The following is a 15616-nucleotide window of genomic DNA, read 5'->3' as shown; positions in this document are numbered from 1 at the left end:
AAGCGACATGCCGCTCGATACGCCGGTCAACGGGAACGAGCCGGATACGATCCTGGATCAGATTCTCCGCACCGCCGCCGACAAGTGGGCAGACAGGTGTGCCAAGGCACCGGGAACGCAGGATCCCGGTACGCCCCGGATGCATGCCGAGGACGCCCTGGTCTTTCTCCGGCAGTACTACATGCACGTCCCCCCGGAGGACCTGGCCGACCGTGACCCCGCGAACGTCTTCGGGCCCGCGATGGCCCAGCGCGGGCTCGCCGAGCACCGGCCGCAGGGGCGCGCACTCGTCCGGGTCTTCAACCCGACCATCGAGGACTGCGGCTGGGACCCCGGCCACTCGGTCGTCCAGATCGTCACCGACGACATGCCGTTCCTGGTCGCCTCGGTGACGATGGAACTGGAGCGCTGCGGGCTGGGCACCCATCTGATCGCGCACCCGCAGATGCCGGTGCGCCGCGACATGACCGGCGCGCTCCTCGGCCCGAGCCAGGACCTCGTCACCGGCCAGACGCTGCGCGAGTCGTGGATGCACATCGAGATCGACCGGCAGACCGACCCGGACATTCTCGCGCGGCTCGAAAGCGACCTGCAGCGGGTGCTGCTGGACGTCCGCTGCGCCGTCGAGGACTTCGCCAAGATGCGGGCCCTGGCCGTACAGACCGCCGACGAACTGGCCGCCGATCCGCCGCCGTTGGAACGTGCCGGGGTCGAGGACAGCGTCGAGCTGCTGCGCTGGCTCGCCGACGGGAACTACACGTTCCTCGGGTTCCGGGAGTACCGCCTGGAGCAGGTCGAGGAGGGCGAGACCCTGCGCGCGGTGACCGGCACCGGGCTCGGCATCCTGCGTGCCGACAAGGCCGGCTCGGACAGCTTCGCCGCGATGCCGCCGGAGCTGCGCGCCAAGGCCCGCGAGAAGCAGGTGATGATCGTCACCAAGGGCAACAGCCGGGCCACCGTTTACCGCCCCGACTACCTCGACTACGTCGGAGTGAAGCTCTTCTCCCCCGAGGGAGAGGTGATCGGCGAGCGCCGGTTCCTCGGGCTGTTCACCTATGACGCCTACAACGAGTCGATCTCGCGAATCCCCGTGCTGCGGCGCAAGCTCGCCGATGTGCTCGACCGGGCGGGACTGTCCCCGGACGGTCACGACGGCATGGATCTGATCGAGACGCTGGAGACGTACCCGCGCGCCGAGCTGTTCCAGATCACGGTGGACGAGCTGCTGCCGATCGCGCTCGGCGTGCTGCGGCTGCGCGAGCGCAAGCAGGTCAAGCTCTTCCTGCGCCGTGACGACTACGGCCGCTACATCTCGTGCCTGATCTTCCTGCCGCGCGACCGCTACACCACGAAGGTGCGGCTGCAGATGCAGGGGATCCTGCTGGAGGCGCTCGGCGGCACCACGCTGGACTACAGCGCGATGATAGGAGAGCAGGCGCTGGCCCGGCTGCACGTGGTGATCCGCGGCGAGCGCGGCACGCGGCTGGGAGAGCTGCCCGCCGACGTCGAGGAACTGGAGGCGCGGCTGGCGGCCACCACGCGCTCCTGGGAGGACGATCTCGCCGCCGCCATCCAGGAGCTGTGCTCGGGGGAGGAGGCGCCGAGCCTGCTGCGCTGGTACGGCACCGCCTTCCCGGAGGGGTACAAGGCCGACTTCCCGGCGCGTACGGCCGTGGCCGACCTGAAGCGGCTGGAGCGGATCTCCGACGATCCCGCCGATATCGGGATGGACCTCTACGATCCGGACGGCGCGGCCGACGGTGAGCGCAGGTTCAAGCTCTACCGGCTGGGCGCCCCGGTTTCGCTGTCCCGGGTGCTGCCGCTGCTGGAGCGGATGGGTGTGGAGGTCGTCGACGAACGTCCGTACAAGATCGACCGGGCCCACGACGGCGACACCAGGGACGCCTGGATCTACGACTTCGGGCTGCGCTACACCCCCTCCGACGAGGTGGACGGCGGTGACTTCAAGCGGCTGTTCCAGGACGCGTTCGCGGTGCTGTGGCGCGACGAGGTGGAGAACGACGGCTTCAACGCGCTCGTGCTCGCCGCCGGACTGTCGTGGGAGCAGGCCGAGATCCTGCGGGCGTACGCGAAGTATCTGCGGCAGGCCGGGACCACGTTCAGCCAGGCCTACATCGAGAAGGTGCTGCTCGGCAACGTGCGGCTGGCCCGGCTGCTGGTGCGGCTCTTCGAGGCCCGCCACGATCCGCGCCGCCCCGAGGAGGCCAGGGCGGAGGTCTGCGACGCGCTCCGGGAGGAGGTGCTGGCCTCGCTGGACGAGGTGGCCTCGCTCGACGAGGACCGCATACTGCGGGCCTACCTGGAGATGATCGAGGCGACGCTGCGGACGAACGCCTTCCAGTCCGACGGGACCGAGGGCCGCGACACCGGCGCGGCCGGCAGCCGGTTCGTCTCCGGCAGGCGCAAGCCGTACCTGTCGCTGAAGTTCGACTCGCAGGCGATCAGCGTGCTGCCGCTGCCGCGGCCGAAGTACGAGATCTACGTCTACTCGCCGCGTGTCGAGGGCGTGCACCTGCGGTTCGGGCAGGTCGCCCGCGGCGGCCTGCGCTGGTCGGACCGGATGGAGGACTTCCGTACGGAGATCCTCGGCCTGGTCAAGGCGCAGATGGTGAAGAACACCGTCATCGTGCCGACCGGGTCGAAGGGCGGATTCGTCGTGAAGCGCCCGCCCGTGGGCCGGGACGAACTGATGGCCGAGGGCATCACCTGCTACCGCCAGTTCATCTCCGGCCTGCTCGACGTCACCGACAACCTGGTGGCGGGCGAGGTCGTGCCGCCGCCGGATGTCGTACGGCACGACGGCGACGACACCTACCTGGTGGTGGCCGCCGACAAGGGCACGGCGAAGTTCTCCGACATCGCCAACGGCGTGGCCAGGGACTACGGCTTCTGGCTCGGCGACGCCTTCGCCTCCGGCGGCTCGGTCGGCTACGACCACAAGGGGATGGGCATCACCGCGCGCGGCGCCTGGGAGTCGGTGAAGCACCACTTCAGGAGCCTGGGCGTCGACGTGCAGACCACCGACTTCACCGTGGTCGGCATCGGCGACATGTCCGGTGACGTGTTCGGCAACGGCATGCTCCTGTCGGAGCACATCAGGCTGGTGGCCGCCTTCGACCACCGGCACGTCTTCGTCGACCCGTCGCCCGACGCGGCCCGCGGCTTCGCCGAGCGGCGGCGGCTGTTCGAGCTGCCGCGCAGCTCGTGGGACGACTACGACCGCGCGCTGATCTCGGCGGGCGGCGGGGTCTGGCCGCGCACCGCCAAGTCGATCCCGATCTCCCCCCAGATGGGGGCGGCGCTCGGCATCCCCGACGGGGTCACCTCCCTCGCGCCGAACGACCTGATCAGCGCCATCCTCAGGGCCCCCGTCGACCTGCTCTGGAACGGCGGCATCGGCACGTACGTCAAGGCGACGTCGGAGACCCACGCGGACGTCGGCGACAAGGCCAACGACCCGGTACGGATCAACGGTGCCGATCTGCGCTGCAAGGTGGTCGGCGAGGGGGGCAACCTCGGCTTCACCCAGCTCGCCCGGATAGAGTTCGCGCTGAGCGGCGGCCTGATCAACACCGATTTCATCGACAACTCCGCCGGTGTGGACACCTCCGACCACGAGGTCAACATCAAGATCCTGCTCGACCAGGTCGTCCGCGACGGCCAGATGACCGCGGAGCAGCGCAACCAGCTCTTCCTGGACATGACGGGAGAGGTCGGCCGGCTGGTGCTGGAGGACAACCACGCCCAGAACGTGGTGCTCGCCGCCGCCCGCGCCCAGGCCCCCGAGATGCTGCACATCCACGCGCGGTACGTGCGGCGGCTGGAGCGGGCCGGCCTGCTCAACCGGGAGCTGGAGTTCCTGCCGTCGGACAAGGCGCTCGCCGAGCGTCGCCAGGCCGGACTCGGCCTGACCGGTCCGGAGTTCGCCGTGCTGCTCGCCTACACCAAGCTCATGGTGGACGCCGAACTGCTCCAGTCGGATATCCCGGACGATCCGTACCTCGCGTCCTGGCTCGTGTCGTACTTCCCGACCCCGCTGCGGGAACGGTTCCGTACGTACATGGACACCCACCCGCTGCGACGGGAGATCATCACCACGGGCGTGGTGAACGACGTGGTCAACTTCGGCGGGACGAGCTTCGTGTTCCGCTTCGCCGAGGAGACCGGGGCCTCGACGCCCGACGTCGTGCGGGCATACCTGGTGACCCGCGAGGTGTTCGATCTGCCCGGCTTCGTCCGCCAGATAGAGTCGCTGGACCACGATGTGGACAGCGCCACCCGGCTCGCCATGCTGTTCGAGGCGCGCAAGCTGTCCGAGCGCGGCACCCGCTGGATGCTCGGCAACCGCAGGCCGCCGCTCGATCTCGCCTCCACGGGCAAGGTCTTCCTGGACGGCGCGAGGGATCTGCTGCCGCACCTGCCGAAGCTGCTGACCGGGTCGGATCTGTCGGCCTACGAGGAGCGCAGGGACTCCTTCACCCTCCGCGGCGTGCCGGACGAGCTGGCCGAGCGGGTCGCCGCCATGGTGCCCGCCTACTCCACCTTCGACCTGGTCGAGACCGCCGCGTTCACCGGCAGGCCGGTCGACGAGGTGGCCGAGGTCTACTTCGACCTGGCCGACCGGCTGCAGATCGCCCGCCTGCGCGAGCGGGTGATAGCGCTTCCCAGGGACACCCGGTGGAACTCGATCGCCCGCGCCGCGCTGCGTGACGACCTGTACGCGGCACACGCCGCGCTCACCCGCGACGTGCTGATCCACAGCGAGCCGGGGCTGTCGCCGGAGGAGCGGCTGGCCCACTGGACGGAGGCGAACCGGGCCGCCGTCAAGCGGGCACGCCAGACGCTGTCGGAGATCTGGGAGAGCGACACCTTCGATCTCGCCACGCTCTCCGTGGCCCTGCGTGCCGTACGGACCCTGGTCTCGTCCAGCAAGCTCCCGCAGGCAGGCGCGTGATCACCCCGGCCCATCCCTCTCGTCGTGATCTTGCAAAAACTCGCAAGAAGAGTGTCTGACCAGGGCGAACACCTTCCGCGATCTTGCACTGCAAGATCACGGAAGGTGAAACCGCAGGTGGGCCGGGGTCTGTGCGAGAAACTGCAAGATCATGGAGAGAGATCGCGCAGGTGGGCAGGCTTGTCTGCGAGGAACTACAAGATCACGGGCAAGGGGAGTGGGGGCGGGGAGGGTCAGCTGTTGGAGGCCTCGGTGACGGCGCCCTCGTAGCCGATGACGTGCACGGGGGCCGTCGAGGTCTTGGGCGGTACGGCGGTCACGTACTGCTGGGTCTCCTGGATGCGGCGCTTGCCGTAGATCTGCATGTCCTTGGTGGACAGCAGCCACCGGGCCTCCCGGGGGATCGCCACCGGACGGCCCTTGCCGCACTTGAGGCCGGGATCGGTCGACCAGGTGGAGGTGCGCACCAGGGTGTAGAAGACGAGCGCGCCGCCGTCCGCCGTCCGCAGGGCGTAGATCGGGTAGTTCGCCCCCACCGCGAAGATCGAGTTGTAACTCATGCAGTCGCGGCCCTGGGCCTCCTGCCTGGTGGCCTCGATGTCGGCGGAGAAGCCGGTCGTGTGCGGGCCGGCGGCGATCAGCGCCGAGGCGAAGCCCTTTGGCCCCTCCTCGGCGACGGTCGCGTGCAGGGGGCCCAGGAGGTTCGGGCTGACCGCCACGCTCTGGTCGCGCGGGTCCAGGGCCGTCGCGTAGCCCTCCTCGTCGACGGCCACCTCGGGCGCCTCCTCGTCCTCGTAGAGCAGGGACTCGGAGCTGTTCTGCCAGGGCGAGTCCGCGCCCGCCCGGGCGAAGGCCAGCATGACGGTGCGCGACCGGCCGGAGGCGTCCCGCCGCTCGGCGGTGGCGGCGAACCACTGGGGCGAGCTCCCCGGCCGCTGCCGCGGCACGAACACCTGATGATGCCGCCAGGTGTATCGGGACGCCTTGGCCGAGCGGGAGTGGAGCCGGGCCACCGTGATGGGGCGTCGGCCGTCCCGGGTCAGGGAGATCGTCCACCGGTCGGCCTGGGCCGCGCGGACCACCCCGTCGGTCGCCAGGAACGTGTCGAGCGCCTCGCGCGCCTCGTCCAGCGTCACGGCGGGGGGCTGGGGACTGGGGGAGGGGGTGGCCACGGGGACGCTGGAGACGGCGGCCGCCGGACTGGGGGACATGGCCCCGGCCGGTTCCCCGGGCTCCGCCGGCCCTGCGCCGGAGCAGCCGGCCACGCCGAGGAGCACCAGGGCGAGAACCGGTGCTGCGGCGCGGGTGGCGGCATGGGCGAGCGCGCTTCGAACGATCCCGTCCACGCCACCCCCCATATCCGCTCCACATGCTATGGCTTGGTCACGAATCATGCCGTGTTCGGGCCGTCGCCCACCGCCACCGCTTTTTTTCGCCGCCGCTCCGCCGTTTTTCGCCGCCGTGCCGTACGGCCCGGGCGGACACTCCCGGCCGTGGGCCGGACGTGCGACCCGAGCGGGTCCGCCGTTCGCGTACCCTTTACAGACGTGGCAGTCATCGATCCAGCCGAAGAGATCAACGAGCTTACCGGCACCCTGAAGGGCATACAGGACGTGCTCGACCTCGACGCGATGCGCAAGCAGATCGTCGAGTTGGAGGAGCAGGCTGCCGCGCCCGACCTGTGGAACGACCCGGAGCAGGCCCAGCGCGTCACCAGCAGGCTGTCGCACCTGCAGGGCGAGGTCAACCGGGTCTCCGACCTCGCCCGCCGCCTTGAGGACCTGCCGGTCCTGTTCGAGCTGGCGGCCGAGGAGGGCGACGAGGACGCGCTGGCCGAGGCCGGCCGGGAGCTGAGCGCGCTGAAGTCCGACATAGGGGCCCTGGAGGTGCGCACGCTGCTGTCCGGGGAGTACGACTCCCGCGAGGCGCTGGTCACCATCAACTCACAGGCCGGCGGGGTCGACGCCGCCGACTGGGCGCAGATGCTGCTCCGGATGTACCTGCGGTGGGCGGAGCGCAAGGGTTACCCCACCGAGGTCTACGAGACGTCCTACGCCGAGGAGGCGGGCATCAAGTCCGCCACCTTCACGGTGAAGGCTCCCTACGCGTACGGCACGCTGAGGGGCGAGCACGGCACCCACCGGCTGGTCCGGATCAGCCCGTTCGACAACCAGGGCCGCCGCCAGACCTCGTTCGCCGGCGTGGACGTGGTGCCGGTCGTCGAGCAGACCGATCACATCGACATCAACGAGGACGAGCTGCGCGTCGACGTCTACCGGTCGTCGGGACCGGGCGGCCAGGGCGTGAACACCACGGACTCGGCCGTACGGATCACCCACATCCCGACCGGCATCGTGGTCTCGTGTCAGAACGAGCGCTCCCAGCTGCAGAACCGCGCGACGGCGATGGCGGTCCTCCAGGCCAAGCTGCTGGAGCGCAAGCGTCAGGAGGAGGCCGCGGCGATGAACGAGCTGCGGGGCGAGTCCACGACCTCCTGGGGCACGCAGATCCGCAACTACGTCCTGCACCCCTACCAGATCGTCAAGGACCTGCGCACGGGCGTCGAGGCGGGCAACCCCAGCGCCGTGCTCGACGGCGACCTCGACGAGTTCATCGAGGGCGAGATCCGCTGGATGCGCCGCCAGGAGAGCGACGGCGTCCAGTAGCGGCCCTACCCGCCGGCGTCGGCAGCGGCGCCGGCGCCGGCGTGCTCCGTGTCCTAGTATCCGCCGATGTGCTTGAACGCCAGCAGGGCCATCGCCAGCAGCACGAGCAGCGTGATGATGATGGGCGAAAGGTTCCCGAAACCGTGGTGGTGAACCTTGGCGCGGCCCTCCCGGCAGACGGGGCATCGGCCCTCCACCACGGGGCCGGCACACGCCGCGCAGATCAGATGTTCGCAGCTCATAGCAGTTTTACCGCCCCACTACCCAAGGCCTAATTGTTTTGTTTCCGTTATGGACGTTCCATGCCAGTGTTACCCCTAGACTGGCCTCTGGCCAACCGGGACGTCGATCATCGTCAAGTGACCGGCGACCCCGGAACCGGATGTCCCACCCCCTAGACTGGCTTGCCGTGATGCGCCCGTGATCCATTTCGATAATGTCACCAAGGTCTACGCGAACCAAAACCGGCCCGCCCTCGACCACGTGAGCGTGGACGTCGAAAAGGGCGAGTTCGTGTTCCTGGTCGGCCCCTCAGGGTCGGGGAAGTCCACCTTCCTCCGGCTTGTCCTGAAGGAGGAGCGGCCCAACGCCGGCACGATCCACGTGGCCGGCAAGGACCTCTCGCGGCTCTCCAACTTCAAGGTGCCCCATTTGCGCCGCCGCATAGGCTGCGTCTTCCAGGACTTCCGGCTGCTGCCGAAGAAGAACGTCTACGAGAACGTGGCGTTCGCGCTGGAGGTCATCGGGAAGCCTCGCCGGTTCATCCGCAAGGTGGTGCCCGAGGTGATCGAGCTGGTGGGGCTCGAGGGCAAGGCCCACCGCATGCCCGAGGAGCTGTCCGGTGGCGAGCAGCAGCGGGTCGCGATGGCCCGCGCGTTCGTCAACCGGCCGATGATCCTCCTGGCCGACGAGCCCACCGGAAACATCGACCCCGCGACCAGCATCGGCATCATGAAGGTGCTCGACCGCATCAACAGGACCGGCACCACCGTGCTCATGGCGACGCACGACGCCGCCATCGTCGACTCCATGCGCAAGCGCGTGGTGGAGCTGGAGGACGGCAAGATCGTTCGCGACCAGTCTCGCGGCGTGTACGGCCAGGCTTATTAGGAGTAACTGGGACCATGCGGGCCAACTTCATCTTCTCCGAGGTCTGGATCGGCCTTCGCCGCAACCTCACGATGACCATCGCGGTCATCGTGACCGTCGCCGTCGGCATGGCGTTGCTCGGCATCGGGCTGATGATCAACTCTCAGGTCTCGACGATGACCAACTACTGGACCGACAAGGTCGAGCTGTCGGTCTTCCTCTGCCAGAAGGACAGCGCCTTCGAGACCTGCAAGGGCAAGCCCACGCTCAACCAGACGCAGAAGACACAGCTGCAGCAGACGATCGAGGGTCTTCCCGAGGTGGCCCAGGTCGAGTATGAGGATCAGAAGGCGGCGTACGAGAACTTCAAGGAGCAGCCGAACAACAAGGTCTTCCTGACCGTGATCCAGGCCAGCGACCTGCCCGACTCGTTCCGGGTCAAGCTCAAGGATCCGGACAACTCCCAGGCCGTCATGAACGCCCTGAAGGGACAGGCCGGGATCGCCAACATCGTGAACCAGCGGGAGATCCTCGACACCTACTTCGGCTTCCTCGGCAAGCTGCAGTGGATGGCGCTCGGCGTGGCCATCATCATGGTGATCGCGGCCACCCTGCTGATCGCCAATACCGTACGGCTGTCGGCGTACAACCGTCGACGGGAGACCGGGATCATGCGGCTGGTCGGCGCGTCCAACCTCTACATCCAGTTGCCGTTCGTCATGGAGGGCGTGATCGCCGGCCTGATCGGCGGCGTCTGCGCGGCCGTCCTGCTGATCATCACCAAGATCCTCATCTTCGACGGGATCCAGTCGTACATGGCCCAGCCGCTCGGCTGGGACACCCTCGCCGGGGTGATCACGTTCACGATGGTGGTCGGCGTGGTGATCTGTATCCTCGCCTCCTTCGTCACCCTGCGCCGCTACCTCCGGGTGTGAAAACGTACGGACAGGCGCCCGAACGCGCGCGGCGACGCCGCTCGCCGCGCCGACGGTAGGCTCCCTGTATGCCACGTGAGACCGGGCGCAAGCTGATCGCCCAGAACAAGCGTGCCAGGCACGACTACTTCATCGAGGACACCTACGAGGCCGGTCTCGTGCTGACCGGGACCGAGGTGAAGTCGCTGCGCGCGGGCAAGGCCAACCTCACCGACGGCTATGCCTCGATGCAGGACGGCGAGGCCTGGTTGATCAACGTGTACATCCCCGAGTACAGCCAGGGGACCTGGACCAATCACGCGGCGCGGCGTACCCGCAAGCTGCTGCTGCATCGCAAGGAGATCGGCAAGCTGCAGGCCACGCTGCGGGAGCGCGGCCTGACCCTGATCCCGCTGGCGCTGTACTTCAAGGACGGCCGGGCCAAGATCGAGATCGGTGTGGCGCGAGGCAAGAAGGACTACGACAAGCGCCAGACCCTGCTGGAGAAGCAGGCCGATCGGGAGATGGCCAGGGCCATGTCGAACGCGGTCCGCCGCCGGGGAGGCCGTTAGGTCGTGTCCCGACCCGTGTCCGCGACCACCGCCCGCGCGCGAGCCGTACGCGCCACTCTCGCGCTGGGGCTGACGATGCCCCTGCTGACGGCGTGCTTCGAGGAGCCGTCACCGCACGAGGCCGTGCGGGACTTCCTCGTCGGCTGGGAGACCGGGGAGTACCGCGAGGCCGCCAAGCGTGCCGACGGCGACCCGGCGGTCGTGCGCGAGGCGCTGGAGAACGCCCGGCTGCAACTCGACGCCGCCTCGATCCGCTTCCAGGTGAAGGGGATCACCCGTGACGGCGAGACCGCCAGGGCCGACTACCACGCCGAGGTGGACCTGGGGGAGAACAACCCCCTCTGGGAGTACGACGGCGCGCTGCCGCTGCACGTGGTCGACGGAAAGTGGAAGGTCCGGTGGTCGCCGAGCGTGATCCATCCCGACCTGCACGACGGGCAGCGCCTGGCGGTGGCGACCAGGCCCGAGGGCCGCAAGCCGATCCTCGACCGGGACGGCAATCCGCTGCAGGACGGGACGATCCTCTACGTGGCCGGGGTCTATCCGGCGAAGATCAAGGACCCCGACCGGCTGTGCGACGAGCTGTCGCGGGTCACCGGCTTCGCCCAGGACCGGCTGCTCAGCCGGATCCTCTCGTCGCCGCCGCAGGACTTCGTCCCGCTCGCGACGTTCGGACGCACCAAGTTCGCCCAGCTCAAGGACAAGCTGCGGGCGATCAACGGCATCAACATCGTCACCGACAACCCGCCGGTGGCGCCGAAGTCGCCGGTGCAGATCGTGGGACGGGTCAGCGCGATCACCCCCGAGGCCGAGCAGCAGCTCGGCGGTCCCCAGCGGGCGGGCGACTCGGTCGGCCGCGACGGCCTGCAGCGTGCCTACCAGGATCAGCTGACCGGCTCGACCGAGACCAGCGTCGTCATCCTCGACAGCCGGACCGGCAAGCAGGTCAAGGAGCTCAAGGCGTGGCGGCCGGTGCGCAAGGCGATGCCGGTGCAGACGACCATCGACAGCGCCGCCCAGAACGCGGGCGACGCCGCGGTGGCCGCCGTACGGTCGTCCGCGCTCGTCGCCGTCAAGAGCTCCACCGGTGAGATCCTCGCCGTGTCCACGAACGGCCTCCACCAGGAGAAGGACGCCCTCGCCGGCAAATATCCGGCCGGCACGACGTTTTCGATCATCGCCGCCGCAGGTCTGCTCAAGGGGGGCCTCGATCCGATGCAGCGGGTGCCGTGCAGCGCCGACCGCACGGTTGGCGGCGCGCGGTTCCAGCAGCCGGGCGTCGTCGGGCTCGTCACGCCGACGTTCCGTACGGACTTCGCCGAGGGGTGCGTGACCGCCCTCGCCTCGATGGCCCGGCGGATCAACGGACGGTCGCTGAGCGCGACCGCGTCCCAGTTCGGGATCGGCGCGGAGTGGGGGCTGCCGCTCAGGACGTTCAGCGGTTCCGTCCCCAACGCGAACAGCGACGCGGCCGTCGCCCGGGTCATCGCCGGGCAGACCACGCAGGTGAGCCCGCTGACGATGGCTCTCGTGGCCGCGGCGGTCGACTCCGGGACGTGGCGCCCGCCGGTGCTGGTCACCTCGCCGGCGGAGACCGTTCCCCGATCCTCGTCCGGCACCCTGCCCGAGGGGCCGCAACCGGGCCGGCCGCAGCCCATCACGCTCGACGCCACCACCATCGTCAAGCTGCGCGCGCTGATGCGCGCCGGGGTCACCTCCGGCGCGGCCCGTGGTGCCGACGCCCCCGGCGGCGAGGTGTACGGCGTTGCCGCCCAGACCACCCGCGTGGAGAAGAAGCAGCGGGTGAACCTGGCGTGGTTCGTGGGCTGGCAGGACGACGTGGCGGTGGCCGTACTCGCCGAGAACGCCGACACGGCGGCGGCTTCCGCGATCGCCGGGACGTTCTTCCGGGGTCTGCCGGACACCCGCTGAAAAATTCTCGGCCCGGCGAGCAACCTTCTGCGGCCTCCCCTGCGTCTTTCTAGGTGACTGGGCACCGCTTGGGGGGTTGCGGGCTCAGTCGCCGTGATGAGACCAGGGCTCCATCTCGGGGGGAGCCCTGCCGTCCGGACCGGCTCGACCCTGCCGGTCGGCCCCCGGGACGTGCGCGTAACGCCACGTTCCGGGGGCTTCGCCGTACCGGTGGACCTCCCGGACGCCCCCTTGAACAAGCCTGGAGGGAATCTCGCTCGCGCCCCGGGCGTTGTCATAGCTAGACTGAGGACGCCCGGATCCGGCGGGCGACCGGCCCATCGAGGGAACGGTCGACGGGGATGCGGGTTGACAACTGGATAGCTGCGTTTTTTCGCAGGGGGTGACCGGTTTCGACTTCGGCATTGCAAGTCAGGGGAAGCGGGTCGGGGACTGCGGACATAACCCCGTTAACACTGTGACCGCGAAAAAATAAGTGCCAATAACACGCGCACTGAGGCTAGCCAGGGTTCCCTGGCTCTCGCTGCCTAACCAGCGAGACCTCTGTCAGCCCGGGAGTGCCTCCGGCCCGGATCTGACATCGCTAGGAGGCTCAACCGGCCGACCCGGTCACGGGGTCGTTCGGGAAACCAAACAGTGACTGGGCCCGTCGGCGACTCGCCTGTGAGATCACCGGGGCCGAGAAAATCGGAACAGGCTGCACCCGGAGAAGCCCTGTCTTGGTGCTGAAGGACGCGGGTTCGATTCCCGCCACCTCCACCAGCGACGCCCCCGCCCTGACCGGCGGGGGCGTTTTCGTTTCCCCGGCCGCGGGGGGCGATGGTGATGTCGTGTATCACTGTCGAACAGCCAGGATGATCTGGCTGTTCGACAGATTGACCACGCGAGATGCGGGCGTCGGTCAGGTCGTGGGTCTTGCCGGGCCGGCCCAGAACGCGCACCGGTGGGCGGCGGCGACGTCGATCGGCCCCGTCGGGTCGGGCGGGAGCGCCAGCGACTGCGTGCCGGGGCGGGTGGGGGTGAAGGTCTGCCAGCGGGGCAGGCCGGGCGTGTTGGGGTCGCCGGTGCGGGCGAACGCCGTCCAGTATCTGATCATGGTGGTGGACAGCTGCCGCCGGCGGGCGTCGAGGCCCGGAACGGGGAAGAGGTATGCCAGTTCCGCACCGTGTGCGGCCTCGAGCGGGAAGTCCGAGCCCGGGATCTCGGTCACGAAGTCGTCCCCGGCGAACTCGAACGCGTACGTGCGAACCCGCTGGGCGAGGCTCCGGTTCCGCTCGTACGTCGGGCAGGCGAACAGCATGTCGGTGGTCAGCGCCGCCCAGGCCAGCCCCGGAGAGGCGTACCGCGCGAGGGGGTAGTGGCGGGCGACGCGGTCGGCCTGCTCGCCGAACGCGTGCCGCAGCAGCCGGGCGTACGTCCGGGCGGTGATCGGCGTGCCGGGCAGCTCGTAGAAGAGGGCGACCATGTAGCGCATCTCGTCGCGGGTGGTGCCGGAGATGACCGGGACGCGGTGGAACCTGCCGGTGGCCAGGGCGCGTTCGGGGTCCTGTGGGAGCACCGGGCTGCCGACCGCGGGGGTGATGAACTGGTCGTGCAGGGTCAGCAGGCGCTCGGTGGGCACCCGGCGCAGGCAGGCGAGGGCTGTCGCCGCGTCGGTGCAGCCGAGCCGCTCGGCGACGCGAGCGCCGTCGGCCTGCCGGTCGGCGACGGACGGCCACTGGCGGAAGGCGGGCACGCCGGGGAACATGGTCCCGGCCGGCACCGAACCGGTGCAGGGGGCGCTCTGCATGATCGCACGCTGGAAGAGGCCGGCTGCTCGTGGTGATGCGAGGTGCGCGCAGACACTTTTGCCCCCGGCAGACTCCCCGAACAGCGTGACGTTGCCCGGATCTCCGCCGAACGCGGTGGCGTTGCGGCGCACCCAGCGCAGCGCGGCCTGCTGGTCTTCCAGGGCGAAACCGCCGGAGCCGGCCAGACCCGCGTGGGCGAACAGTCCGAAGACGCCCAGCCGGTAGTTGACGGTGACGACGATGACGCCCCCGGTCGTGGCCAGGTGGCGGGCGTCGAAGTCACTGCCGGCGCCCTCGATGAATCCTCCGCCGTGCAGCCATACCATCACCGGCTTGCGCCCGCCGGCGGCGCGGGGGACGGTGACGTTGAGGTAGAGGCAGTCCTCGGACGTGCCGGTCGGCTGTCCCGGGGGCGTGGGCTGGGCGCAGCGTGGGCCCGGCTTGATGGCATCCCGGACTCCGGGCCACGGCCGGGCGGGCGCGGGCGAGCGCCAGCGCCGGTCGCCGGTGGGAGCGGCGGCGTAGGGAATCCCCTGGAACACGCGGTGGTCGTCGGCCTGTATACCTTTCACCCAGCCGAGATCCGTGCGGACCAGTGCGCCCTCATGAGCGGTGGCAGCGGTGGGCGAGGCCGAGATCAGTAGCGCCACACAGGCGACCAGCGCCGCACGGCATCGCCCCTTCACGCCCTGCGGCCCTTCAGCCGGGCCGCCGCGACCAGTACGAGGCCGAGCAGGCCCACGGCTGCGCCGGTCCACGGGGGCAGGTCGGTCGTGCGCTCGGCGACCGCCAGCAGTCCCCAGTCGATCCCCCAGAGCCACCGGGTCAGGGCGTTGCCGAAGCCCTGGATCACCAGCACCACACCCGCGATCATCATGACTCGCATCCTCCGATCTCCCAGGACGGCCCCGAGATAGCAAATCAATACACCTGTACGGTAATGTAGTGGGTGAGGATAGCAGAACAAGTCGCTTGTATCGAAATGCTGGAGAGTGCCGTGGGCAAGGACAGTCGTACGCGGGGTTTGGGGGCCCGGCATGAGGAGCGGCGGCGGCAGATCGCGGAGGCCCTGCTGGCGATGATCGACCTCCACGGGCTCGACGCGGTGAGCCTGCGTGACGTGGCGGCCGGGGCGGAGGTCTCGCTGGGCGCCGTCCAGCACTATTTCCGCAGCAAGGACGAGATGCTGCTGTTCGCCTTGGACTACATCAGCGAGCAGGGAACCGACAGGGTACGGCAGAGCCTCAGCCTGGGAGGGCAGTCGCCACGCGCAGTGCTGCGCGGCATCCTGGCCGAACTGGTGCCCGGCGATGACCGGCGCCGCGCCGAGCTGCGCATCGCGACCGCGTTCACCGCCCGCTCGCTGGTGAACCCGAAACTGGCCGACCACCTGCGCGCGGGCTACGCCGCGCTGCATGAGGTGCTGGTCCTGCTGATCCGCCAGGCCCAGGACGCCGGCGAGGTGTCCGCCGGACCGGATCCCGAACGGGCGGCGGCGGCGCTGTTCGCGCTGGCCGAGGGTCTCGGCACGCATGTACTCATCGGGCACGGCAGTCCGGAGACGGCACTCGCCGTCCTGGACGAGCACCTCGACCGGCTCTTCGCCACCGCGCCCTGAGGCTCGGTACGTGAACGGTGACTCATGTGTTCAAGCCGGCGGTAGCGGTCACCTCCGGCA

11 protein-coding genes and 1 other RNA gene are annotated in these 15616 nt (G+C 69.4%); 8 read left to right on the top strand and 4 right to left on the bottom strand.

What is annotated here, in order from left to right; all coding sequences use genetic code 11:
• The first annotated feature begins 7 nt into the window (after positions 1-7).
• Complete coding sequence (locus tag AP234_RS03285; RefSeq protein WP_055477973.1) at positions 8-4975, top strand: NAD-glutamate dehydrogenase; 4968 nt, start codon at positions 8-10, stop codon at positions 4973-4975.
• A gap of 233 nt (positions 4976-5208) precedes the next feature.
• Here the strand turns inward: AP234_RS03285 and AP234_RS03280 are convergent, their stop codons facing one another.
• Complete coding sequence (locus AP234_RS03280) at positions 5209-6321, bottom strand: hypothetical protein (protein WP_055477972.1); 1113 nt, start codon at positions 6319-6321, stop codon at positions 5209-5211.
• Positions 6322-6522: 201 nt separating this feature from the next.
• Here AP234_RS03280 and prfB point away from each other — a divergent pair, with 201 nt between their 5' ends.
• A complete protein-coding gene (gene prfB / locus AP234_RS03275) occupies positions 6523-7641 on the top strand; it encodes a peptide chain release factor 2 (protein ID WP_055477971.1) in 1119 nt (372 codons plus the stop codon).
• Between the two features lie 53 nt (positions 7642-7694).
• Here prfB and AP234_RS03270 read toward each other — a convergent pair whose 3' ends face one another.
• Positions 7695-7883, bottom strand: a complete 189-nt coding sequence (locus tag AP234_RS03270) for a hypothetical protein (RefSeq protein WP_055477970.1) — start codon at positions 7881-7883, stop codon at positions 7695-7697.
• A 178-nt stretch (positions 7884-8061) separates the two neighbouring features.
• Between AP234_RS03270 and ftsE the strand changes: the two genes are divergently transcribed.
• From ftsE to ssrA, 5 genes are all read left to right on the top strand, one after another.
• The gene (ftsE, locus tag AP234_RS03265) at positions 8062-8751 is read left to right on the top strand and encodes a cell division ATP-binding protein FtsE (protein ID WP_055477969.1); all 690 of its coding nucleotides are present in this window, start codon (positions 8062-8064) and stop codon (positions 8749-8751) included.
• Between the two features lie 14 nt (positions 8752-8765).
• Positions 8766-9665, top strand: coding sequence for a permease-like cell division protein FtsX (gene ftsX, locus AP234_RS03260; RefSeq protein ID WP_055477968.1), 900 nt, complete (start codon positions 8766-8768; stop codon positions 9663-9665).
• 68 nt (positions 9666-9733) lie between these two features.
• Complete coding sequence (smpB, locus tag AP234_RS03255; protein WP_055477967.1) at positions 9734-10216, top strand: SsrA-binding protein SmpB; 483 nt, start codon at positions 9734-9736, stop codon at positions 10214-10216.
• A 3-nt stretch (positions 10217-10219) separates the two neighbouring features.
• Positions 10220-12148 (top strand): penicillin-binding transpeptidase domain-containing protein, encoded by a 1929-nt coding sequence (locus tag AP234_RS03250; RefSeq protein ID WP_235557930.1) that lies wholly within the window; start codon positions 10220-10222, stop codon positions 12146-12148.
• A gap of 378 nt (positions 12149-12526) precedes the next feature.
• Positions 12527-12910: a transfer-messenger RNA gene (gene ssrA, locus AP234_RS34185) on the top strand.
• A 139-nt stretch (positions 12911-13049) separates the two neighbouring features.
• Here the strand turns inward: ssrA and AP234_RS03245 are convergent.
• The gene (locus AP234_RS03245; protein WP_200926197.1) at positions 13050-14624 is read right to left on the bottom strand and encodes a carboxylesterase family protein; all 1575 of its coding nucleotides are present in this window, start codon (positions 14622-14624) and stop codon (positions 13050-13052) included.
• The gene (locus AP234_RS03240) at positions 14621-14815 is read right to left on the bottom strand and encodes a hypothetical protein (protein WP_055477966.1); all 195 of its coding nucleotides are present in this window, start codon (positions 14813-14815) and stop codon (positions 14621-14623) included. The genes AP234_RS03245 and AP234_RS03240 overlap by 4 nt, the downstream gene beginning before the upstream one ends.
• A gap of 120 nt (positions 14816-14935) precedes the next feature.
• Here AP234_RS03240 and AP234_RS03235 point away from each other — a divergent pair, with 120 nt between their 5' ends.
• Positions 14936-15556 carry a TetR/AcrR family transcriptional regulator gene (locus AP234_RS03235; protein ID WP_200926196.1) on the top strand — a complete coding sequence of 207 codons (621 nt, stop codon included), beginning with the start codon at positions 14936-14938 and terminating at the stop codon, positions 15554-15556.
• Positions 15557-15616 lie beyond the last annotated feature (60 nt).

It is taken from the genome of Sphaerimonospora mesophila, assembly GCF_001417795.1.
GTDB classification, from domain to species: domain Bacteria; phylum Actinomycetota; class Actinomycetes; order Streptosporangiales; family Streptosporangiaceae; genus Sphaerimonospora; species Sphaerimonospora mesophila.
Note: the sequence above shows the minus strand (reverse complement) of the source record. Positions and strands in the feature narration are given on the sequence as shown.

Excerpts from the sequence above, each read along its gene's own strand:
- AP234_RS03285 (WP_055477973.1), top strand. The coding sequence starts at position 8 with ATGCCGCTCGATACGCCGGTCAACGGGAACGAGCCGGATACGATCCTG.
- AP234_RS03240 (WP_055477966.1), bottom strand. The coding sequence starts at position 14,815 with ATGATGATCGCGGGTGTGGTGCTGGTGATCCAGGGCTTCGGCAACGCC.
- ftsX (WP_055477968.1), top strand. The coding sequence starts at position 8,766 with ATGCGGGCCAACTTCATCTTCTCCGAGGTCTGGATCGGCCTTCGCCGC.
- AP234_RS03270 (WP_055477970.1), bottom strand. The coding sequence starts at position 7,883 with ATGAGCTGCGAACATCTGATCTGCGCGGCGTGTGCCGGCCCCGTGGTG.
- smpB (WP_055477967.1), top strand. The coding sequence starts at position 9,734 with ATGCCACGTGAGACCGGGCGCAAGCTGATCGCCCAGAACAAGCGTGCC.